17 protein-coding genes are annotated in these 22,591 nt (G+C 63.6%); 6 read left to right on the forward strand and 11 right to left on the reverse strand.

Going from position 1 to position 22,591, the window contains the following annotated elements:
- Positions 1-129: 129 nt before the first annotated feature.
- From ASG39_RS18665 to ASG39_RS18695, 7 genes are all read right to left on the reverse strand, one after another.
- The gene (locus ASG39_RS18665) at positions 130-2,973 is read right to left on the reverse strand and encodes a valine--tRNA ligase (RefSeq protein WP_062596719.1); all 2,844 of its coding nucleotides are present in this window, start codon (positions 2,971-2,973) and stop codon (positions 130-132) included.
- 213 nt (positions 2,974-3,186) lie between these two features.
- A complete protein-coding gene (locus ASG39_RS18670) occupies positions 3,187-4,182 on the reverse strand; it encodes a PopZ family protein (protein ID WP_062596480.1) in 996 nt (331 codons plus the stop codon).
- Positions 4,183-4,346: 164 nt separating this feature from the next.
- The gene (locus ASG39_RS18675; protein ID WP_062596481.1) at positions 4,347-5,705 is read right to left on the reverse strand and encodes a TolC family outer membrane protein; all 1,359 of its coding nucleotides are present in this window, start codon (positions 5,703-5,705) and stop codon (positions 4,347-4,349) included.
- A 316-nt stretch (positions 5,706-6,021) separates the two neighbouring features.
- Positions 6,022-6,681 carry a protein-L-isoaspartate O-methyltransferase gene (locus tag ASG39_RS18680; protein ID WP_062596720.1) on the reverse strand — a complete coding sequence of 220 codons (660 nt, stop codon included), beginning with the start codon at positions 6,679-6,681 and terminating at the stop codon, positions 6,022-6,024.
- A gap of 186 nt (positions 6,682-6,867) precedes the next feature.
- Positions 6,868-7,302 (reverse strand): TonB system transport protein ExbD, encoded by a 435-nt coding sequence (gene exbD / locus ASG39_RS18685; RefSeq protein WP_062596482.1) that lies wholly within the window; start codon positions 7,300-7,302, stop codon positions 6,868-6,870.
- A gap of 3 nt (positions 7,303-7,305) precedes the next feature.
- Positions 7,306-8,307: a tonB-system energizer ExbB gene (gene exbB, locus ASG39_RS18690; protein ID WP_062596483.1), complete on the reverse strand. Its 1,002-nt coding sequence runs from the start codon at positions 8,305-8,307 to the stop codon at positions 7,306-7,308.
- Positions 8,308-8,456: 149 nt separating this feature from the next.
- Positions 8,457-10,874 (reverse strand): ComEC/Rec2 family competence protein, encoded by a 2,418-nt coding sequence (locus ASG39_RS18695; protein ID WP_244481271.1) that lies wholly within the window; start codon positions 10,872-10,874, stop codon positions 8,457-8,459.
- A gap of 397 nt (positions 10,875-11,271) precedes the next feature.
- Between ASG39_RS18695 and gltA the strand changes: the two genes are divergently transcribed.
- Positions 11,272-12,561 carry a citrate synthase gene (gene gltA, locus ASG39_RS18700; RefSeq protein ID WP_062596484.1) on the forward strand — a complete coding sequence of 430 codons (1,290 nt, stop codon included), beginning with the start codon at positions 11,272-11,274 and terminating at the stop codon, positions 12,559-12,561.
- Between the two features lie 197 nt (positions 12,562-12,758).
- On the opposite strand, the gene ASG39_RS18705 is transcribed toward gltA, so the two are convergent.
- A complete protein-coding gene (locus tag ASG39_RS18705; RefSeq protein WP_062596485.1) occupies positions 12,759-14,648 on the reverse strand; it encodes a murein L,D-transpeptidase in 1,890 nt (629 codons plus the stop codon).
- Between the two features lie 511 nt (positions 14,649-15,159).
- Here ASG39_RS18705 and fumC point away from each other — a divergent pair.
- Together fumC and ASG39_RS18715 are read left to right on the forward strand one after the other, a co-directional pair.
- Positions 15,160-16,551: a class II fumarate hydratase gene (gene fumC, locus ASG39_RS18710; protein WP_062596486.1), complete on the forward strand. Its 1,392-nt coding sequence runs from the start codon at positions 15,160-15,162 to the stop codon at positions 16,549-16,551.
- A 286-nt stretch (positions 16,552-16,837) separates the two neighbouring features.
- A complete protein-coding gene (locus ASG39_RS18715) occupies positions 16,838-17,908 on the forward strand; it encodes a GGDEF domain-containing protein (protein ID WP_062596487.1) in 1,071 nt (356 codons plus the stop codon).
- 19 nt (positions 17,909-17,927) lie between these two features.
- Here the strand turns inward: ASG39_RS18715 and ASG39_RS18720 are convergent, their stop codons facing one another.
- From ASG39_RS18720 to ASG39_RS18730, 3 genes are read right to left on the reverse strand one after another with little or no spacing between them, the layout of a single operon-like run.
- Positions 17,928-18,506, reverse strand: coding sequence for a nucleoside 2-deoxyribosyltransferase (locus ASG39_RS18720; RefSeq protein ID WP_062596488.1), 579 nt, complete (start codon positions 18,504-18,506; stop codon positions 17,928-17,930).
- Between the two features lie 33 nt (positions 18,507-18,539).
- On the reverse strand, positions 18,540-19,685 hold the full coding sequence (locus ASG39_RS18725; protein ID WP_062596722.1) for a low temperature requirement protein A: 1,146 nt from the start codon (positions 19,683-19,685) through the stop codon (positions 18,540-18,542).
- A gap of 38 nt (positions 19,686-19,723) precedes the next feature.
- Positions 19,724-20,116 (reverse strand): DUF971 domain-containing protein, encoded by a 393-nt coding sequence (locus tag ASG39_RS18730; protein WP_062596489.1) that lies wholly within the window; start codon positions 20,114-20,116, stop codon positions 19,724-19,726.
- A gap of 267 nt (positions 20,117-20,383) precedes the next feature.
- On the opposite strand from ASG39_RS18730, the gene moaA reads away from it, so the two are divergent.
- Genes moaA through mobB form a run of 3 tightly spaced genes read left to right on the forward strand, consistent with a single transcriptional unit; the run spans position 20,384 to position 22,591 of the window.
- Positions 20,384-21,373, forward strand: coding sequence for a GTP 3',8-cyclase MoaA (moaA, locus tag ASG39_RS18735; protein WP_244481278.1), 990 nt, complete (start codon positions 20,384-20,386; stop codon positions 21,371-21,373).
- 49 nt (positions 21,374-21,422) lie between these two features.
- Entirely contained in the window at positions 21,423-22,079 is a 657-nt protein-coding gene (gene mobA / locus ASG39_RS18740) for a molybdenum cofactor guanylyltransferase MobA (protein WP_062596490.1), read from the forward strand.
- Positions 22,076-22,591, forward strand: a complete 516-nt coding sequence (gene mobB, locus ASG39_RS18745; RefSeq protein ID WP_062596491.1) for a molybdopterin-guanine dinucleotide biosynthesis protein B — start codon at positions 22,076-22,078, stop codon at positions 22,589-22,591. The genes mobA and mobB overlap by 4 nt, the downstream gene beginning before the upstream one ends.

Genomic DNA, 22,591 nt, shown 5'->3' on the forward strand with positions numbered 1-22,591 from the left:
CTCTCCACTCGCTGAGTCGCGACGACAAAATCGTCGCCGTTTGAAAGGCCCTTGAACGACAAAGGGCCGCGACAATGGCGCGGCCCTCCGGATGCTGACGGTCGTTCTCGTTTTGCCTAAGACGCAGGCTCAGCCCGCATCCGCGATGCGACCGAGGGCCACGTCGAGGGCCGTCTTCTGGCCGTCGAGTTCGACCAGGCGTTCCCGCTCCGCCTCCACGACCTCCGGCCGCGCATTCGTGACGAACTTCTCGTTCGACAGCTTTCCCAGGATGCGCTGGCGCTCGATCTCGACCTTGTCGATCGCCTTGGCAAGGCGCGCTCTCTCGGCAACGAGATCGATCAGGGCTCCGAGCGGCAGGCAGAAGGTCGCCTCTCCGACCACGATCTGCGCACTTCCCTTGGGGGCCGTCGTCGTCACCTCGATCGCATCGACGCGGGCAAGGCGGCGAATGGCGGCGGCATGACGCTCCAGCCGTTCGCGCGTGGACATGCCGGCATCGACCACCACCAGAGGCGCGATCGCCGACGGGGGCACGTTCATCTCGGAGCGGACCGAGCGAATGCCCGAGACGAGATCGATCAGCCAGTTGATCTCGGCCGCCGCATGCTCGTTGGCAAACCCGGCGGACGGCCAGGCTGCATGGCAGAGAAGGCCGTTGCGCGTGGTGCCTTCATCGGCCGTTGCCGCCCAGAGCTCTTCCGTCATGAAGGGCATGAAGGGATGCAGAAGCTTGTAGGCCTCTTCGAGAACGTAGGCGACGCAGGCCTGCGATTCGGCCTTTGCGGCCGCATCGTCGCCGGCAAAGACAGGCTTCAGCAGTTCCAGATACCAATCGCAGACGGCGTTCCAGACGAAACGATACAGCCCGCCTGCCGCTTCGTTGAAGCGGTAGGTCTCGATCGCCGTCGTGACCTCCCGGACCGTGCGCGACAGTTCCGTCAGGATCCACTGGTTGACGGGCAGGACGCAGGCTTCCGGCAGAAAGGACGGATCGGCCTTGACGCCGTTCATCTCGGCAAAGCGCGTCGCGTTCCAGAGCTTGGTGCCGAAATTGCGGTAACCGGCGATGCGCGCCGGATCGAGTTTCACGTCGCGTCCCTGTGCCGCCATGATGGCCAGCGTGAAGCGCAGGGCGTCGGCCCCGTATTCGTCGATCAAATCGAGCGGATCGATGACGTTGCCTTTCGACTTCGACATCTTCTGCCCGTTCTTGTCGCGAACGAGGGCGTGGACATAGACGGTGTGGAACGGCTCGACCGGATTACCGCTCTCGTCCTTCATGAAATGAAGGCCCATCATCATCATCCGGGCAACCCAGAAGAAGATGATGTCGAAGCCGGTAACCAGCACGTCCGTCTGGTAGTATTTCTTCAACTCCCTGGTCTGGTCGGGCCAGCCCAGCGTCGAAAACGGCCAGAGTGCCGACGAGAACCAAGTATCGAGAACATCCTCGTCGCGGGTCAAAATCTCGCCGACGGCAAAATTCTCGATCCGGTCCTGAACAAAGGCCTTCATCGGGCCCTCATGCGAGAGGTAGTGCTGGATGGCGGCGTGCAGCGCCTCCTCTTCCGACTTCTCGACGAAGACCTGACCATCGGGTCCGTACCAGGCCGGGATCTGGTGTCCCCACCAGAGCTGACGGGAGACGCACCACGGCTGGATGTTCTCCATCCACTCGTAATAGGTCTTCTCCCAGTTCTTCGGGACGAAATTGGTGCGGCCTTCGCGAACGGACGCGATGGCAGGCTTGGCGAGCGTTGCCGCATCGACATACCATTGCTCGGTCAGCCGCGGCTCGATCGGCACGCCGCCGCGGTCGCCATGGGGGACCATGTGCTTGTGCGGCTCGATCTTGTCCAGCAGGCCGCGCTCTTCAAACAGCGACACGATGATCTTACGGGCCGCGAAACGCTCGACGTTCTCGAGGATCTCGATCAGGGCATCCAGTTCGCCCGTGGCCGGCAATCCTTCGAGGAAGTCCTCGTTTTCCTTCAGCGTCACATGGCCGTCGGTCGTCAGGATGTTGATCTTGCGCAAGTCATGACGACGGGCGACCTCGAAGTCGTTGAAATCGTGGGCCGGCGTCATCTTGACGGCGCCGGTGCCGGCGGTCGGATCGGCGTAATCGTCGCCGACGATCGGGACACGGCGTCCGACGAGCGGCAGCACGACGTGCTTGCCGATGATGGCGCGATACCGCTCGTCTTCCGGATTGACCGCGATGCCGGTGTCGCCAAGCATGGTTTCAGGCCGGGTTGTCGCAACGATCAGGTAGTCGCGCGTCTCGAACGCGGTCGGCGCACCCTCGTCGTTGAAGGCGACGGGATGCTGATAGGTGACGCCCGGCTCCAGCGGGTAGCGCAGGTACCAGAGATTGCCGGCCACTTCGATCTGCTCGACCTCGAGATCAGAGATCGCGGTCAGGAGCTTCGGATCCCAGTTGACGAGGCGGTTGTCCTTATAGATCAGCCCCTGCTTGTAGAGCGTGACGAAGACCTCGAGGACCGCCTCGGAGAGCCCCTCGTCCATGGTGAACCGCTCGCGCGACCAGTCGCAGGAGGCGCCGAGGCGCTTCAGCTGATTGAAGATCAGCCCGCCCGATTCGCCCTTCCATTCCCAGATCCGGTCCACGAAGGCCTCGCGGCCCATGTCGCGCCGGCCGGGAAGCTGCCGTTCCATCAACTGCCGCTCGACAACCATCTGGGTCGCGATGCCGGCATGGTCCATGCCGGGCTGCCACAGCACGTCCTTGCCGCGCATCCGCTCGAAGCGGATCATGATGTCTTGCAGCGTGTTGTTGAGCGCATGGCCCATATGCAGCGAGCCGGTCACGTTCGGCGGGGGAATGACGACGCAGAACGGCTCGGCGCCGGGCTTGGCGCCCGCACCGGCGCGAAATGCGTCGGCATCGTCCCAAAGCTTGGCGATACGCGGTTCGACCGCAGAGGAATCATAGGTTTTGTCAAGCATTTCGGAGCCAAACATGCTGGTGGATGTGGGAGGCTTGTAAACCGGAACGGCGCAAGCGCGCAACATTCCGCCCCGTGAATATGGGTGGCGTGGTTCAAGGATGCAAACGAAGCCCACCGGTGCGTCCCGGCGGGTGGACTGGCGTTTTCAGCCAGCCGTCAGAACGAGAGAAAAACAGCGGCTCCGGCCTGTCGCCGCTGTCTGAAGGCGTTCCTAGCGGCGAGGACCGCGTGCCACACGCTCGATTTCCTCGCGGACGAGGCGCTCCACCAGCGTCGGAAGATTGTCGTCGAGCCACTCCTGCAGCATCGGCCGCAGCATGTCCTCGGCGATCTCATCAAAGGAACGCCGTGGGCTGCTGTCGATCGCCAGTGCCAGTTCACCGAACGAGCGCGAGACCTGTTCGCTCACTGCGTCCGAGAGGATCGCGGAGACATCCTTGCCACGCGCTTCGGACGGTACGTCCGTTACAGGTGGAGCGGCGGCGGGTGTTTCCGGCTGGGTGGTCACGTCAGCTCCGGGATGGGACGTGTCGGCTGAAGCCGGTTCGTCCAGAGGAATATGCGGCGCGGCGAGATGAGGCGCAACGACATCGCGGGCCATGGCGCGGATGGAGGCCTCGACCTCCGCCTGATGCGCACGATCGCGCTCGCTCGACGCTTCGACGGGTGAGGGTTCGCGATAGCTGGCGCTGGCCGCAGGCTCCGGACGCTGGGGCGTCGGGGCGTCGACCTGCGGCAGCGGTTGCGCGCGCTCATGCCGCGATGCGGGCTGAGGCGCAACGGGCTGAGGTGCCCTCGCCTGCACGTCACGGGCCGCGGCGACAGGGTCGCGCGGCATCGTTTGACGCTCGGACGCGGCACGAACACGGGCCGCGACATCGGCCAGCGAAAGCGGAGCCGAGGCGGGCGCGTGGGCCGCCTCCTCACCCGGATAGGCCGAGGCCGAGGCCGATGCCGGCCGATGCTCGGAGCCGCCTTCTGTCGTGTCGAAATCCGGGAATACCGTATCGTCGATCGTCAGTTGGATCTCTTCTGCCTGTTCCTCATCGAGATAGGCGCGGTCGCTCGAATAATAGGTGTCGGACATCGGGCCGTGGTCATTGGCGGGAAGCCCCGGACCGGTCGCCTCGTTGCTTTCGATGATCTTGCGGATCGAAGCCAGAATTTCGTCCATAGACGGTTCGCGCGCCAGGTTCGATTGTGCCATTGCAGATCCTCGTTTCATTCAACGCGCGCGCCGCGACACGCAGAGCCTGATGATCCTTAAGCGACTTGGCCGGTTGGCGGAATGCCGCGAATCATCCTCTCCGGATGATGCACAGATTTGTTTCTCCCGTCATCCTGTCCGACGCATCAAGGCGAGAACGCGGTTCAGCGGTTTTGGGGCGGGCTTACGCCGAACCACTTGTTCTTCACGGCTTCGTAGTGCGCTTCCGGCCTGTATTCGGCAACCTTGAGGTTCTGACCGCGAACCGTCAGCGCGCCCATGCTGGCGAGAAGCGAGTAGCTTGCGACCACGGCATTGCGCTGCGATGCGGCCAGGCTTTCGCGGGCGACGAGCACGGATTGCTGGGCGTCGAGGACATCGAGCGTCGTGCGCTGCCCGACCTTGCGCTCCTCGATCACGCCGGCCAAGGCCTGGTTGGCGGCGCGGATCTGCTCCTTGTTCGCCGCGATGGAGGCGCGGGCAGCGTCCAACTGGGCGTAGGCGCTGATGACGGTCTTCTGGACATCGAGGCGGACGCTGTCGACGACAATGCGCTGCTGTCCTGCCCGCTCCTTGGCCTGACGGATCTGACCATATTCGGCACCGCCCTGATACAATGGCACCTGAAGGCGGGCGACGATCGAGCCAGACGTGTTGTCGATGCCGCCATTGCTCGCGGCGTCGCCGGTGTTGCGGCTGACGGAGCCCTGGATCGTCACGCCGGGCAGCATGGTGCCCTCGGCCTGCTTGACCCGGTACCCCGCCGCATCCACGGCATATTCGGCCGCGATGATCTGCGGATTGTCCCTGAAGCCTGCGGCAACGGCCTGATCCATGTTGCGGGGCATGCCGTTTTTGGCGGGCGACGCCGCCTTGATGTTGCGCGGGGCGTCGCCGACGACCTGGACGTAGACCGCCTCGCTTTGTTTCAGCTGGGAGACGGCGGTGGCCAGCAGCGCCTTGGCGTTTGCAAGCTCCGCCTCGGCCTGGCTCACATCGGTCCGGGTGCCCTCTCCCACCGTCAGGCGGGAATTGGCGGCCTTCAGCTGCTGTTTGAGAAAGGCCAGGTTCTGGCGGCGAATGCCCACCACCTCTTGGTCGCGCACGATATTGGCGTAGGATTCCGCAGCCGACAGGAGAATCGAGATCTCGTTGGCCTTCAGGTTCTCGCGACTGGAAAGGACGGTCGATTCGGAGGCACGCACGTCATTCAAGGTCTGGAAGCCATCGAAGATCTGTTGCGTGATCGTCAGACCGGCGGATCCCTGGTGAAAGTTCTGCGGGCGCCGCTGGAATTCGCTGTCGAAGCGCGTCTGTGTCGCACTCGCCACGGCCGAAACCTGGGGCCGGTAACCGGACTTGGCGATCGTGACCGATTCGTCCACGGCGCGAAGACCGGCGCGTGCGGCGTTCAGGTCGGGATTGTTGACGTAGGCCTTCGCCATGGCGTCCGTGATGGTATCGGCAGCGGCAGGCGAGACCAAAGCCAGAGCGAGCACGACGGTGGTGCGCAGCATTTTCATGCGATGCCTCCAGTATGACAGGACCCAGCACTCCGGCACCCGCACTTCGATATGGCTTCCCGGCGCGACATCCTGCCGATCATCGGCATGACATCCGAACACTGCCGCACGATTGCTGCATCGCAGTGTGCGCAGGACCCGGCCCGGTATCCAAGACGGGTCTAATTGGTCAATGTGGCGCCGGGCTGACCATTTCCACGCTTTCCGGGAGCGGAGGCGCGTTCAGCCCGCCCACACGAAAAAGCCGGCCCGCATCTCAGCGGTCCGGCTCTGCAAAATCCTCAAATCAGACGATCATTCGTCGAACGACGAATGATCAGAAGACGAATTCCTTGGCAACGCGGAAGCCCGGCAGCGGCTTGACGGCCGTATTGAACGCCTTGCGTTCGGCCGCCTTGCCGCCCTCGCGCATGAACACCTTGGCGCGCGAGGCATTGCCGAAGCCGACCACCGCGATGAGGCGGCCACCGTCCCGGAGCTGCGACGTCAGCGCTTCCGGCACGACCTCAATCGCGCCGTTGACGAAAATCACGTCGTAAGGTGCTTTCGACGGATAACCGGCTTCGAGCGGTCCCGTGACAACCTCGACATTGGCGTAACCGAGGCTCGACAGATTGGCCTTTGCCTGCGCGGCAAGCTCCGCGTCGCTGTCCAGCGCTGTGACGTCCTTGCCGAGAAGGGAGAGGAGCGCGGATGTGTAGCCCGTCGTGCAGCCGATCTCGAGCACGGAGTCGGTCTTGACGATCTCGCCAAGCTGCAACAGCTTTGCCAGCGGCGACGGTTCCATCACATAACGTCCGCCGTCGGCTTGCGAAACGGGGATATCCGTATCGATATAGGCGAGCTGCTTGCGGTTTTCCGGAACGAAAGCCTCGCGGGGGACAGCGAGGAAGGCGGAAAGGACCGTATGAGAGGTGACATCCGTGGTGCGAACCTGGTTGTCGACCATCTTGATACGTGCTGCTTCGAAATCCATCGCGCGTGCCTCTTCGATCCGCATTGATGGCCACCCTTTAGATCACTCTCCGGGCGGCCTGCGTCCGCCGCAATGGCGGGCTGCCTCGCAAAGCTCATAAATCGCCACATCGCGTGTTTCAAGCGGCGAATGCAGGGATGGACAAATCGCCGGGCCTCCGAACGATCCGCGGAGGCCACCGACACATCATGGTGCGGGCGGAGCGCCCTCCAGGCCGACGAGCGCGATCTTGCTGTAACCGGCCTGCTGGATCCGGTTCATCAGGTTCATCAGTGCCCCGTAATCGACCGATTTGTCCGCCCGCAGCAGAATGCGCGTCTGCTTGTTGCCCTCGGTCATGCCGTCGAGATCGGCCGCGAAGCGTGCCTCGTCCGTCGTCTCGTTGCCGAGCGCCAGCGTCAGGTCCGACTTCAGGGTGATGAACACCGGCTTGTCGTCGCTTCGGGGCGTCGGCTTTGCCGCGGACTGCGGAAGATCCACCTTCATGTCCACGGTGGCCAGCGGCGCCGCGACCATGAAGATGATGAGCAGCACCAGCATGACGTCGATAAAGGGGGTGACGTTGATCTCGGCATTTTCCTCGAGATCGCCGCCGCCGCTGTCGCCAAGTCGCGTTGCCATGGCCTACCTCGCCCGCGCGGCGGGCATGTCGCCCTGCTTGATCGTGTCGGAGAACCGGGGCGCGGATCGGCGCGCCAGACGGAAATCGAGATCGCGGCTGACAAGGCGATCGACGGCCGCGGCCGTGTCCGCCAGGATGAGCCGATAGCCGGCGATCGACCTCGCGAAGTAGTTATAGATGACGACGGCAGGAATGGCGGCGACGAGACCGATCGCCGTCGCCAGCAGTGCCTCTGCGATGCCTGGGGCCACGATGGCAAGGTTGGTCGTCTGTGCCTGGCTGATGCCGATGAAGGAATTCATGATGCCCCAAACCGTGCCGAACAGGCCGACGAAGGGGGAGATGGAGCCCACCGTCGCAAGCACGCCCGTGCCGGCCGCGATCTTCTTGCCGGCGCCCGCCTCGATCCGCTGAAGGCGCGAGGCAACCCGTTCCTTGACGCCCTCGCCCGGTACCAGATCGAGAATCGGTTCGGACTTGCTCAGCTCCTGTCCCGCCGCCGTCAGCATGGCAACGGCCGGCCCGCTGCGGACATCACCGCTCTGCGATGCGTCCCGCAATCCGGTCGCGTCGGAGAAATGGGCAAGCGCCTGGCGAAGGCGCGCCTTGGCCGCCGACAGTTCGAAAACCTTGAAGAGAAGAATCGACCAGGTGGCCACCGAAGCGAGCGCCAGCGCAATCATCACCCCTTTCACCACATAGTCGGCGGCCAGGAACATGCCGACCGGCGACAGATCGTGCGGCAGAGCCGGATCTGCGCCCTCGACGGCCGTGGCATCCGGCAGCGCTGCCGACGGCTCGGCTGTCGGTGGCGCGGTGGGGCCCGTTTCAGGCGCCGAAGGGGGCGTCGCCTGCTCGCTCAATGGCGTCGATTTTGCCGCGGGCGGCGCGTCCACCGATGGCGCCGGCGGTGTGGCTGTCTGCGCGATGGCCGGCAGCGGCAGGGTGGCCGCCCCCAATAGCGCGACGGCAAGAAAGAACGAGGAAGTTTTGCGGTTCGACATGATCCGTCCATCTCAAGCGGTTCATCCCTTCCGCCAGGCGGAGGATGATTTCGGTCGCCGGCCGGAGCCGGTTTCGTCACCTCGGTGACGTCGTTGTGCTCTCATATGTCACCCAGGACGGGTAAGGCAAGATTTCTAGAGTATTTTCGTCATGATTCTTCGTCGGTGATCGGTTCGACAGACTTCTCGCTCGGAAGCGCGTCGTTGTCGTAGGCGTCGCGGCGCCAGTCATAGGCGCGATGACGCTGCCAGGGACGGCTCAACCCCTCCATCGCCGAGACGATCCGCCGCCCGCCCGGCATTGCGGAATCCGCGTAGATTTCGAGCGCGCCCGTCCGCCGGAGCATGCGCGCGGACGCGAGAAGGGCTCCGGAGCGGCAGGTGGAGAAGACGGGGTTTGCGGAGGTCACGACGATATCGGCGACATCGCAGGCGGAACCGATGAGCCGCCGATCATCGACCGTCACGATGACCCAGCCTTCCTGAGACGTCGTGGCGCACCATTGGTCGGGGACGCAGGAAAAGCGGCCAGGCGTTCCCTCGCCGATCAGACGCTGCAGGGACGCTCGTGCTGCGGCGGTCGGAAAGGCCGGCCGCCTGCGCGTTTCGGCTGTCGGCGCCGGCTCCTGCGCTGCCGGTTCGGGCAAAGCGAGATCGGCCCGTGCGATGGGCGCAACATGATTTTCGAGACGCAGCGCCCGCGTCCACTGGCCGTAGATGAAGGCGGGTGGCCGGCTTCGGTTGCTGGCACCTGCCGTGCCGTCGATGACCGCAGACAGGCGCCCGTCCTCGGCGATGACGAGGACCGGGCGTTCTGACGGCGCAAGAAAGGCGATGCAGAGACCTGCCGCGACAAGGCCGAGACCCGTCAAGGCCAGCCGTGTGCGCAACAGGCAGCAAACGACGCCACCGATCGCGATCAGCGCAAAGGCGGACTGCGGCAGCCGCCCGGTCGAAATCTGCCCGCCGAGCGACGAGACGAAACGCGCGACGGCCAGCATGACCTCAATCCCGTAGCCCATGACGATCAGCGGCAGGGTATCGAGGCCGAACGGCATCAACAGCATCGCCATCAGTCCCGCGGGCATGACGATGATGCCGATGACCGGCATGGCGAGCATGTTGCCGAGGAGACCATAGGCCGGCAGCTGGTTGAAGTGGGCCGCCGAGTAGATCATCGTGGAAACGCCCCCCATCAGGGAGCTCAAAAACAACCCCGCGAGGAAACTGCGAATGCCGGCAAACCTGTCGTTCCCGCTCCGGCGGCCAGCCGTCGCCTTGCGCTCGCGCCAGCGGGCATAGCCGGCGACGAGCGCGAGCGTCGCGGCGAAGGACATCTGGAAACCGGGGCCGGAGACGGCGGACGGGTCCACGGCCAGGATGACGAGCGCCGCCATGGCGACATTGCGCAGGCTGATCGACGGTCGATCGAAGAACACGGCCACAAGCATGATGACGATCATGATCCAGGACCGGACCGCGGATACGGCACCGCCGGAGATCAGGATGTAAAAACACACCATGACGAGAGCCCCGGCGGCGGCGATCTTCTTGATCGGCACCCGATGGGCGAGGCCAGGCACGAGGCTGAGCCCGGTCCGCAAGCCGACGAGCAGGGTCCCGGCGGCCAGGACCATGTTCATCCCCGAGATCGCCAGCACATGGCCGAGGCCGGAATTTCGCAGAGCCGTGATGCTGTCGCGGCCGATCGCCCGCTCCTCGGCGGTGACGAGGGCGGCAGCGATCGCGCCGGCATCGCCCGGGATCGTCGCCCGGATCCGGATGCCGATCGCTTCACGCCAAACGGCAAGCCCTGCCCATGCTGTGTCGATCGCGCTGCCCTGCCCGGCTGAATCGTCTCCGGCACCGGAAAGGATCTCCGGCTTGCCATAGGCATAGCCAACGGCACCGATCCCCTTGAAGAAGCTGTCGAAGCCGAAATCGTTGAGGCCGGCAAGCGCGGGGCCGGACGGCGGCGACAGGCGTGCGCGTCCCCTGATCGTCTCCCCGACATTCGCCGGCCTGCCTTTGCGGACCATCAGCGTCAGGGTGGCGGGGGGGCGCCGCAGCGTCGGCGCCTCCGTGCGTTGCAGCGCGACAATATAGCGGTAGGCGTTCCTGCCGGAGATCTCCCGACTGAGAATGCGGCCCGTCAAGGTCGTCGTCACCGGCGAATCCAGCAGGACGGTCGGCGATCCCTCGGTCTCGAAGGCGGCGAAGGTCGCGCCGAGCAGCAGGCTCGTTGCCACGATGATGCCGGCGCAGAGCAAACCCGGCCGCCACAGAAGTGCGATGCTGGCTATGCAAAAAACACATGACAGCACTGCGAGAATGAGCGCGCCGGGCGGATCGCGGGCTGAAAACCAGAGGATGGCGCCGAGCGCGATCAGTAGCGGCAGGAAGAGAAACGGGTGCCCGAACGCCGTCTCCTCCTCCCAGGAAAGGCGGAACCTGTCCGGCCACGTGCGCGGTTGCGGTCGGAGCTTGGCAAGCCATCGGCTGCGAGACGGCATTGCGGGGAACGGTATTTTCGCCCTGCCCCGCTTTTCCGGGGAGACGAAGGCCATGGGACGGACCGCCGGAGCGGGCTCCCAGGCAACATGCTCGGCGCTCCGCTGGCGGACATCGGTTGGAGTCTCCGGCACGTTGCGCATCACATGCCATGCCCCTCTACCCACCCGAGAAAAGTGTCGCAGAAAACGGGGCGGGTTTCAATTTTGAGTTTGTGCCTATTTCTTCATCATGTCGGGCGACGCGCACTGGAACCCGCAGCTTTCCTAAGCAGGCGCGATTGGAACTGCCGACAATCCATGCAACTATCGCGTCGCGAAATGATTATGCTGCATCGCAAAACGGATGTCCCCGAGCGCTTGGCAGGGGGTATCAAATGCGGTAGCACTGAGGCAACAACGATGAATTGCGGCACGATTTCGTGCCGTTTCGGTGCAAACGGAGGATCGCTCTATGGCAGGCAAAAGCGCAACGGTCACGGTGAACGATAAATCGGTCGAACTGCCCGTGCGGTCCGGTTCCATCGGCCCGGAAGTGGTCGATATCGGCACGCTCTACAAGCAAACCGGTCAGTTCACCTATGATCCGGGCTTCACGTCGACCGCATCCTGCGAGTCGAAGATTACCTATATCGACGGTGACGAGGGCATCCTACTGCACCGCGGTTTTCCGATCGAGCAGCTCGCGGAACAGGGCGACTTCCTCGAAGTCTGCTATCTTCTGCTCTACGGCGAACTGCCGACGAAGGCGCAGAAGATCGATTTCGATCACCGCGTCACGCACCACACCATGGTGCACGAACAGATGTCGCGCTTCTTCACCGGTTTCCGTCGCGATGCCCACCCGATGGCCGTCATGTGCGGCTGTGTCGGCGCGCTCTCGGCCTTCTACCACGACTCGACCGACATCACCGATCCGCACCAGCGCATGGTCGCAAGCCTGCGCATGATCGCGAAGATGCCGACGCTCGCCGCCATGGCTTACAAGTACCATATCGGCCAGCCCTTCGTTTACCCGAAGAACGACCTCGATTACGCGTCGAACTTCCTGCACATGTGCTTTGCCGTCCCCTGCGAGGAGTACAAGGTCAACCCGGTGCTCGCACGCGCCATGGACCGGATCTTCATCCTCCATGCCGATCATGAGCAGAACGCGTCGACGTCGACGGTTCGTCTCGCCGGCTCCTCGGGCGCAAACCCGTTTGCCTGTATCGCGGCCGGCATCGCCTGCCTCTGGGGCCCGGCACATGGCGGCGCCAACGAGGCGGCGCTGAACATGCTGGCGGAAATCGGCTCGGTCGATCGCATTCCGGAATATGTCGCCAAGGCCAAGGACAAGAACGATCCGTTCCGCCTGATGGGCTTCGGTCACCGCGTCTACAAGAACTACGACCCGCGCGCCAAGATCATGCAGAAGACGACGCATGAGGTTCTGGCCGAACTCGGCCACAAGGACGATCCGCTCCTGCAGGTCGCCATGGAACTCGAGCGCATCGCGCTGACGGACCCCTACTTCATCGAGAAGAAGCTGTACCCGAACATCGACTTCTACTCGGGCATCACGCTGAAGGCGCTCGGCTTCCCCACGACCATGTTCACCGTGCTGTTTGCTCTGGCACGCACCGTCGGCTGGATCGCCCAGTGGAACGAAATGATCGAGGATCCGGAGCAGCGCATCGGCCGTCCGCGCCAGCTTTATGTCGGCGAACCGAAGCGCGACTACGTTCCCGTTTCCAAGCGCTGAGCCATTGGGCTTCAGAACCTGAGAACACAAGCCGCGGGCCTCAAGCCCGCGGTTTTTTCGTTGCGGGTCGCCCGTCTTCCGTCGTCTTCACGAAGGGCATCACAGGTCGACTTTTCGATCGACAAGAAAAAAGCCAGCCTCCCGGGAGAGACTGGCTTCGATAGAGGCGATGGCATCCGTGGGCAGAAAGCGCGGGCTCAGCCCTCGATACGGCGAACCTGGCGTGTCGCGTCGAAGGCGCGGTTCATGTACATGTCCCGATCGTAGACATCGTCGAAATAGGCGACGCGGCCATCCTTGTCCGGCCACGCCGTGAAGTAGGCGACGTAGACGGGAATGCGGCTGGGAACCGAGACGCCCTTGTTGCGGCCACCGGCAATCTGCCGGGCGACGTCGTCGACCGTCGTTCCGAGCACCGCAGCGGCCATGCGGCGCGGGTCGGCGAGCCGGACGCAACCATGGCTGAGCGCCCGCATGTCCTTTTTGAAGAAGCTCTTCGACGGCGTGTCGTGCATGTAGATCGCATGCGCATTGGGGAACAGGATCTTCAGCTCGCCGAGCGCATTGTCGTCGGACGGCGGCTGGCGAACGGAGACGGACTTGGTCGAGCCGTACCAATCGACATCATAGGACGAGACGGGGCGGCCGCCGACTTCCACCTGATAGCCGAGGCGATCGAGATAGCCGGGATCGCTGCGCAGCTTCGGCAGCATCTCGTTGATGATGATCGACTGCGGCACACCCCAATAGGGATTGAACTCGACGGTCTGGATCTCGTCTTCGAAAAAATAAGTCTGGTTCGTCTTGGACCCCACGACGACGCGCATATTGAACTGCTCGACGCCGTCATCATGGTAGGAGGCGGTGAAAGCCGGCTGGTTGATGAAGACGTAGCGGTTGCCGAGATCGGCCGGAAGCCAGCGGGCCTGCTCCATGGCGATGCGCAGCTTGGCGATCTTGTCGGCATTGCTGTCGCCGCCGCTCAGGATCCGGATCGACGCACGGCCGACGACGCCGTCCGGCTTCAGGCCGTTCTCCTTCTGGAAACCTTCGACCAGCGCCACGAGATCCGGCGTGTATGCCTCGCTGCCCTGATAGGCGCCGAGTGCCACGGCATGCTCGGCCTTCAGGGTGTCGGAGCCTTTTGCCTTGATCGCGGCGATTACGGCGGGCAGGCCGGGATCGGAAATGCCGGGCTTCAGCAGCGTGCCTTCCGGGATCTCGATGCGTGGCTGACCGTCGGCGGACGCTTCCAGCCGCTTCAACTCATCGCGCAGCGCCGTGAACTCGGAATTGGCCGGCGTCTGCGTGGCGAGGAATGCCGCGACATCATGGCTGGCCGCGATGACGCGCATCTTGCCGGCCAGGTTCACGTCCTTGCGCTTGAAATCGTGATAGCCGGAGATCGCGTTCGGATCGATGCGGCCGCGCACCGTATCCTGCACATAGGTCAGCACGGCGGCACTGAGCCGGATCTCGAACGAGACGAGGGCTTTTTCGCGCGCCGCCATATCCGTGGCATCCGGCGTTTCCATCGGAAGGGCGACGGCGTAATCCAGCGGATCGAGCCCGATGCTGCCGGCATCCGCAAGCACGGCCATGGCGGCACGGGCGCGGTCGTTGACGCCATTGGCGTCGATCCAGATCAGAGCGTCGGTTCCCGCGTAATAGGCTTCGATCGTCTTGGCGACCTCAGGAGCCGCATAGGCGGTGACGGAGGGCATATAGGGGCGAGCATCGCTCAGGAGGGTGGTATCGCCTGTCGATACCAGTTCGGGACGAAGCGAGCCGGTAACGACCGGATCGACCAGGCGGTCGGTCTCGATCCGGCGCGGAGCCTCGGCCTTATACGTATAATATTTCGGGCCGACGACGCGCGGTGCCGGCGAAGAGGAGGCGCTGCGCCGTGCAGGCTGCTCCTGCGCGGGTGCCGGCGCTGTCTCCGGCATCGTCTGGAAGGTTTCTGGCGCACGGTTGCGACGGAACAGGTCCATCAGCGTCATGGCGTCGGCTTGACCGACGTTAAGCGTGGTCAGGGTGCACCCGGACATGAGGGTGACGATCGCTGCTGTCTTCTTCAATGTCATAGCCGAACTTTCCGTATCGCAGTGCCGCCTCATGGCGGGTGGCGCCCGATGCCGTTCATGTCACCAAGCATCCGACTTATAAGAAATGTTGGTGAATGAAAAGGAAACGCGCACGCTGTCATCGGGCAAGAAACGCGCGAAAAATGGAGGTCGGACGTGACCTGAAACTGCCCAAGAAACTGATAGTTCTTGCTTTTCGCCGCGCGCTTTTTGCAGCATCGGAATGAAAACTTTTCCGCACACTTGCCCGGCTTCCGAAGAGACATCAGGTCTGTGTTACAAAAGGCACAGAATGCAACCCCCGATGCCTCGGCCGCGACTCGCATACGCGCGCCTCATGGTGCGCGCATCATTCAAACGATTGTACGCCCGGCGCCCCTCCTCTGCCCCTTTACAATCGGGCGGCACCTGGGCCACAGAAGACCCCAGACTGGCCGGGCCTTGTCGAGGCCGGCTCCGAGGATCTTGCGGCGCTCCGCGGTGCTGCATCAGGCGAATCAGGGAAGAGACGATGACAGGCACCCGTACGGAAACAGATACATTCGGCCCGATCGAGGTCGCGAACGATCGCTATTGGGGCGCTCAGGCCCAGCGGTCCCTCGGCAATTTCAAGATCGGCTGGGAGAAGCAGCCGCTGTCCATCGTGCGCGCGCTGGGCATCGTCAAGCAGGCGGCGGCCAAGGCCAACATGGCGCTCGGACGCCTCGACCCCGCCGTCGGCGAGCCGATCGTCCGCGCCTCCCAGGAGGTGATCGATGGAAAGCTCAACGACCATTTCCCGCTCGTCGTGTGGCAGACGGGTTCCGGCACGCAATCGAACATGAACGCCAACGAGGTCATCTCGAACCGCGCGATCGAACTGCTCGGCGGCGTGATGGGCTCCAAGAAGCCCGTGCATCCGAACGACCACGTGAACATGAGCCAGTCTTCCAACGACACCTTCCCCACGGCCATGCACATCGCCTGTGCCGAACGCGTCGTTCACGACCTGCTGCCGGCACTGAAGCATCTGCATGCAGCGCTCGAAGTGAAAGTGAAGGCCTTCGATCACATCATCAAGATCGGCCGCACCCACACGCAGGACGCAACGCCGCTGACGCTCGGCCAGGAATTTTCCGGCTATGCCGCGCAGGTCGCGTCATCGATCAAGCGCATCGAGATGACCCTGCCGGGACTGCAGGAACTCGCCCAGGGCGGCACGGCCGTCGGGACGGGGCTCAATGCCCCGATCGGTTTTGCCGAAAAGGTCGCAGACGAGATCGCCGCAATCACCGGCATCGCCTTCACCTCGGCACCGAATAAATTCGAGGCGCTGGCAGCGCATGATTCCATGGTCTTCAGCCATGGCGCCATCAATTCCACGGCAGCCGCGCTCTTCAAGATCGCCAACGACATCCGGCTTCTCGGCTCCGGCCCGCGTTCGGGACTCGGCGAACTGTCGCTGCCGGAAAACGAACCCGGCTCGTCGATCATGCCCGGCAAGGTCAACCCGACACAGTGCGAAGCGCTGACCCAGGTCTGCGTGCAGGTCTTCGGCAATCACGCCTCGCTGACCTTCGCCGGCAGCCAGGGGCATTTCGAGCTGAACGTCTACAATCCGCTGATGGCCTACAACTTCCTTCAGTCGGTCCAGCTGCTCGCCGATGCCGCCGTGTCCTTCACCGACAATTGCGTCACCGGCATCGAGGCGCGCGAAGACAACATCAAGGCGGCGCTCGACCGGTCGCTGATGCTCGTCACGGCGCTTGCCCCGAAGATCGGCTATGACAATGCCGCAAAGATCGCCAAGACGGCGCACAAGAACGGCACGACCCTTCGCGAGGAGGCCGTCGGCGGCGGCTACGTTACGAACGAAGAGTTCGATGCCGTCGTTCGCCCGGAAACGATGATCAGCCCGGCCTGACCATCAAACGTCTCCACCGGCAAACCCTATCAGACTCGAACCCCGCTTCACCCGAAGCGGGGTTTTTCGCTTGGGGCGGATCTAACTGCCGCATTCGGCTTAAGAAGGCCTCTGCTAACCGTAGTTTCTGACATTCATTAAACTTTCCCACATCTTTTAAACCCTAGAGTAGGGTATTGCAGGACGGTTTCCTCTCCAATTTCGAGAACCGCGCCTGCAGACGCGCGTCATTGCAGGCCGTAGAGGGCGTCGTCGGCGATCCCCAGGTCATCAACAGGAGGGCACCGTGCAGCCTGCGACTTCACCCAAGGGACAAGCACCGGATATCGCAGCGCAGGTGACCTTTGCGATGCGCATCATGGGGATCGCTCCGATCCCGCGCAATTACGAACTCTATTACGAGGCCTATATCGGCTCCAATCCGCGACTGACGAAGGAACTCGCCGGTCTTGGCAGCAAAGCCACGCAGGAAGAACTGGACGAAATCGGCGCCCGGTATTTTGCCCATGTCCATCACGCGGCCGGCGTCGAGCGGGCCCATAATCAACTGGCCGCCCAGTTGAACGACCTTCTAGCGCTGATGCGCGAGGAGCAGTTCGCGCTCGAGAGCTACAACCGGGTTCTCGGGGAAGCGGCCATGAACATCAACACCAAGAGTGCTGCGGGTGCGGAGATCCTGCGCAACGCGGTGACTCTGCTGACCCAGGCGACCGAGGATACGATGAGCCAGGGCAAGGAACTGGTCGAAAACGTCTCGCTGAAATCGGTCGAAATGGATGTCATCCGGCAGGAACTCGACGAGTACAAGCGGATCGCCAACACCGATTCCCTGACGCGCCTCGCCAACCGGCGGGCGTTCGACGAGAAGCTTTCCGCAGTCTACAATTCCGATCAGATCCGCACTTATACGGGTCTGCTGATCTGCGACATCGACCACTTCAAGAAGGTCAACGATACGTTCGGCCATCCGGTCGGCGACAAGATCCTGGCAACCGTCGGCACGGTCATCCGGTCGAACCTGCGACGCGAGGCTTTCGTGGCGCGCACCGGCGGCGAGGAATTCGCGATCATTCTCAACGATCAGACCGTCGAGGAATGCATGCAGATCGCGGACCGCATTCGTGTGGCTCTGGCCAACACGCCGTTCAAGAACTCGAAGACAGGCGTCAATTACGGACCGATCACGCTGTCGATCGGCGTCTGCCAGGCCTCCCTCGCGGACGATCCGGTCGATCTCTACAACAAAGCAGACGTGGCGCTCTATTGTGCCAAGAACGCCGGGCGCAACCGGACGACCCTGTTCGAAGACGGGATGAAGAAGGATACCGGCCGTAACTGGCTTCTCTATCGCCGCTGAGCGCGCACCGCGCTCATCATCAGGCGATCGTGCCCTGCTGCTCGGCCAGAAGGCGCAGGCATTCCTCGAAGGCGTCGAGGTCCGTGTAGAGGGCGTCGGGCGCTGCGTTTCCCATCACAAGCGCGCCGCCCCGCGCGGCGATGCCGCCATCCAGCATCAGATTGTCGGCCATGTCGAAATTCTCGATGGAGATCCCGTCCGGCCCGCGATGCCGTCCGTCCGCCGTTTCGCGGATATCGCCACCGTAATAAGCCGAACAACGGTCGTAGTGGGACGTGGCGACGTTGGTATAGGCATAGACCAGCTTGCCCTGCGCGCACATGAAGCCGACTTCGAATGCCGTGCCGACATCGGCGGCGACGCCGCGAAACGGGGTGAGGTTGGCGATGACGGCATCGGCTGCCCGCATCATGCCCTCATTGACCTGGCTGATCGCCAGCCCCATGCCGAACTTCGTTTCAACCGGGGGAATGGCGAGATCGCCGGGGCTCAGCGGCTCGAACCCGGCCGCCCTCGCCCGTTCGGCTTTGATGTCGAGAATTTCCCGGGCGTTGGGCAGGAACACTTCGGGACCGGCGAGATAGACTTTGAGGGGCATGGATCGTCCAGTTCCGGATAATGGCGGGCGGGTTCAGCGCACCGCCTTGAGCGTCAGATATTCCCACACCGCGACGATGACGAGAATGACGAAGGAGATGATCAGCAGAACATGCGGCTCGACCACGAAAGCCAGTGGCGCGGCCAGGATGTAGAGCCCGACGCCGCCGAGATGCGAGACCGACAGGCGCGGTGCGACAGAACTCTTGATCCAGATATTGCCGGCGAGGAAGACGATGGGGCCGCCGATGATGGCGCTCGCCGTCTTCACGTCGATCGCCCCATAGGGATGGGCGAGCACGAATTCGTCGGCGACGGCGCAAAGGATGATGCCGGCGACGACCGGGATGTGGGCGTAGGTGAAAATGGTGCGCGCGACCTCGCCCGGCGACTCGTCGCTTTCGATCTGTGCGGCCGCCCGCTCCTGCCCGAAGCGGAAATAGATCCACCACATGGTGACGGTCGAGCCGAAGCTGCTGAGCGCGAGAACGAAGACGAGCGGCGTCACCTCCATTTCGGCGAGCGTGCGGCCGGTCACGAGAATCGTCTCGCCGAGACAGATGAGCACGAACAGGGCACAGCGCTCGGCCATGTGGGCGCCGAGCACGTCCCAGTCATCGAACTCGGACCGGCCGAGGCCGGGAACCCGAAATCCGACCGCGGGCGAGACGTATTCGATCGTCAGCGCAGCGATCCAGATGAAGAGCTGTGCTTCACCGCCGATCAGGGCGCCCGCGATCCAGAACACGCCGGAGAGGACCAGCCAGCAGGTGATCCGCAGGAAATCCCGCGCATTGTCCGGGCTATGGCCATGCAGCGCGTAGACCGTGAAGAGAGAGCGTCCCACCTGCATGGCGACGTAGGACAGGGCAAACAGAAGGGCCTTGTCGCCGAATGCGTCATTGATCGCGGTCGACAGCAGAAGCGCACCGAACATCAGCGCAAACAGCATGGCGCGAACCGGCATTCGATCCGGATCGAGCCAGTTGGTGACCCAGGTGGTGAAGATCCACACCCACCAGACCGCGAGGATCATCAACAGCGCTTCCAGCGCGCCCAGCAGCGTATAGTGCCCGGCCAGCGTATGCGACAGCTGAATGAGCGAGAAGACGAAGACGAGGTCGAAGAACAGCTCGGGAAAGGCGACCTTGTCGTCTTCGCCCTCGCGCCGATCGCGCATCCAGCCGGCTCGATCGCGCAACGACTGGAAGAGCGCGCTCATCGGGCGCCCTCGCCCTGCCCGCGAAGCTCGGGACCGCGGGTCAGGCCCTTGGCGCTCAGCTCCTGCTCGTAGGCGGCAAACAGGGCAGCGCCGTCGCTGGTCAACGTGCGCAGGTAGGTCCAGGTGAAGATGCCGGTGTCGTGACCGTCATCGAAGGCGATGCGCACCGCGTAATTGCCCGTCGGCGTCATCGCGGCGATGGCGACATTGCGCTTGCCGGGCACGGTGACCTTCTGTCCCGGCCCATGCCCCTGAACCTCGGCCGAAGGCGAGAGAACGCGCAGCATCTCGGCGGGCAGGACGCCGGCGATACCGTCGTTGAAGGTCACCGTCAGCGTCCGTTTATCCTTGGAGACCCGCAACTCCTTGGGCCAGCTGTCGCTCGTCATGTCCGTCTCTCCGCGCCCGTGTCGTCGTGCGCCTGATGCCGCTTGATTTTTCAGAGACCTAGCGCAGATTCCCCCTCAAGGAAACCGACACGCCCGACGATTGCATGGCGCGAACGGAGACCGTCCTCGACGCCGGCCTTGACGCATCCCGTCCCAGGCACGATGTTTGTAGGCAGGACGACGGAGACGCTTGTGAACACCATCATCATCGACAGACGCCCGATCGAGAAGCGCGGGGCGGTTGCTCTTGCCGGCGCAACTGGGCCGATGATCGACCCCTTCGGCCGGGCGGTCACCTATCTGCGTGTCTCCGTCACAGACCGTTGCGATTTCCGCTGCACCTATTGCATGGCGGAAAACATGAACTTCCTCCCGAAGAAGGACCTTCTGACGCTCGAAGAGCTGGAGCGCATCTGTTCCGCCTTCATCGAGAAAGGCGTGCGCAAGCTGCGCCTGACCGGTGGCGAGCCGCTGGTGCGCAAAAACATCATGCATCTCGTGCGCGCGCTCGGCAGAAAGATCGAAGAGGGAACGCTGGACGAGCTGACCCTGACCACGAACGGCTCTCAGCTGGCGCGGTATGCGCAGGAGCTTGCGGATGCCGGCGTCCGGCGCATCAACGTGTCGCTGGACACGCTCGACCCGGTCAAGTTCCGCGAGATCACGCGCTGGGGCGACCTTGCCAAAGTTCTGGAAGGAATCGACGCCGCTCAGGCCGCCGGCCTGCAAGTGAAGATCAATGCGGTCGCCCTGAAGGGTTTCAACGACCGTGAGATTCCCGACATGATCCGCTGGGCGCATGGCCGGGGCATGGACCTGACGCTGATCGAGACCATGCCGATGGGCGAGATCGAGGAAGACAGAACCGATCGCTACATGCCGCTGTCGGAGATGCGCGACCGGCTGGCGGAGATCTTTACCCTCACCGACAACGCCTATGCCACCGGCGGTCCGGCCCGCTACATGACCGTTGCGGAAACCGGCGGCAGGCTCGGCCTGATCACGCCGATGACCCATAATTTCTGCGAGAGTTGCAACCGGGTCCGGCTGACCTGCACGGGCACCCTCTACATGTGCCTCGGCCAGAACGACGCCGCCGACCTGCGCGCCGCCGTCCGGGCCTCCTCCGAAGATGCGCTTCTGTCGCAAGTCATCGACGAGGCGATCGGCCGCAAGCCGAAGGGCCATGATTTCATTATCGACCGGACGCAGAACCGCCCCGCCGTCGCACGGCACATGAGCGTGACCGGCGGCTGAGATGACCGCCCGCGCCCGTGACCTCGATGACGACAGGGTCTCCTGAACGATGGCCCTCACTCAGGCAGCCGATGTTTCCCGAGCGATCCTCGGGGTGGTGCTTGCAGGCGGCCTGTCGCGCCGGATGGGGCGGGACAAGGCAAGCCTTCCACTGGCCGGGACGTCGCTGGCGATCCGCACGCTGGACCGCCTGCGGCCGCAGGTGACCGCCCTCGCCTTCAACGGTGAGGCGCGCCTTCCTGGCGTTGCCGCCGATGTGGAAACCCTTCCGGAGATGCATCCCGGTCGCTTCGGTCCGCTGTCGGGCGTTCTCGCCGGGATGCGTCTCGCACAATCCACGGGCACCCCGCACGTCGTCACCGTGCCGGTCGATGCGCCTTTCTTCCCATCCACGCTTGTCGTCAGGCTGTTGGAAGCTTTGGAGGAGACCGACAGCCTCATCGCCGTGGCCGGCTCGAACGGGACCCTGCATCCCGTCTTCGCACTGTGGTCTGCGTCGCTTTCTGCCGATCTCGAACGTTTCATCGCGACCGATGCCAAGCGCCGGGTCCGCGGCTTCATCGAGCGACACCCGCATGTCGTCGTCGACTTCACCACGACGGGCGTAGCGGCCGCGGAGATCGATCCCTTCATCAACATGAACAGGCCCGGAGATGTGGAGATGATCGAACGGATGCTGACGCGAAAGGGAGCCGACGACCGATGAGCAACCCCAAGATCTTCGGCATCGCCGGCTGGAAGAATTCGGGAAAGACGGGTCTCGCCGTCCGGCTGGTGACGGAACTGACGGCGCGGGGATACAAGGTCTCGACCGTCAAGCACGCCCATCATGATTTCGATATCGACAAGATCGGCGCGGACAGCTGGCGGCATCGCGAAGCCGGGGCGCATGAGGTGACGATCGTGTCGGGCACCCGCTTTGCGATCATGCACGAGCTTCGGGGCGAAGCGGAGCCGTCTTTCGAGGCGATTCTTGCCCGCCTCGCCCCCTGCGATCTCGTTCTTATCGAGGGTTACAAGCGCGAGCCGATCCCGAAAATCGAGGCACGGCGGCTGGAGGCGAAGAACCGCGAGCCGCTGGCGCCCGGAGATCCGTATATCCGTGCCATCGCATCCGACCATGCCGTACCCGACGCGACGCTGCCGGTCTTCGATCTCGACGACACCGCCTCAATCGCCGACTTCGTCGAGGCGATCTGCGGGCTCACGCGGCGATGA

Origin of the sequence: Rhizobium sp. Leaf371 (assembly GCF_001424045.1) — a bacterium.
Classification (GTDB): Bacteria; Pseudomonadota; Alphaproteobacteria; order Rhizobiales; family Rhizobiaceae; genus Ferranicluibacter.